This window comes from Limosilactobacillus reuteri subsp. simiae (genome assembly GCF_020784875.1).
GTDB lineage: Bacteria > Bacillota > Bacilli > Lactobacillales > Lactobacillaceae > Limosilactobacillus > Limosilactobacillus reuteri_H.
Genome location: NZ_JAJGUI010000069.1, coordinates 1 through 511, shown reverse-complemented (window position 1 = coordinate 511; position 511 = coordinate 1). Strand labels below are relative to the sequence as shown.

The window sequence follows — 511 nt, the reverse complement described above, 5'->3', positions numbered from 1 at the left end:
AGCGAAAGCACATCAGCTTCGGTAAGCGCGAGCGAATCAACTTCCGCCTCAGTAAGCGCAAGTGAAAGCACATCTGCCTCCGTAAGTGCCAGCGAAAGTGCCTCAACATCGTTGAGTGCCAGTGAAAGTACTTCGGCTTCAGTAAGCGCAAGTGAAAGCACATCTGCCTCAGTAAGTGCGAGTGAATCAACTTCTGCCTCCGTAAGTGCTAGTGAAAGTACTTCGGCTTCGGTAAGCGCCAGCGAAAGCACCTCGGCTTCGGTAAGTGCGAGTGAATCCACTTCAGCATCTGTGAGTGCCAGTGAATCAACATCCGCTTCAGTAAGCGCCAGCGAAAGCACCTCGGCTTCGGTAAGTGCGAGTGAATCAACATCCGCTTCTGTGAGCGTCAGCGAAAGCACATCCGCCTCAGTAAGCGCAAGTGAATCAACATCCGCCTCAGTGAGTGCCAGTGAATCAACATCCGCTTCAGTAAGCGCCAGCGAAAGCACCTCGGCTTCGGTAAGTGCAA

Annotated in this window: 1 protein-coding gene; it reads right to left on the bottom strand. The window is 52.8% G+C overall.

Annotated features, from left to right (window positions below; genetic code table 11):
• The coding region (locus tag LMC10_RS02050; protein ID WP_411377830.1) for a hypothetical protein at positions 1 to 511 on the bottom strand (511 nt) is incomplete at both ends.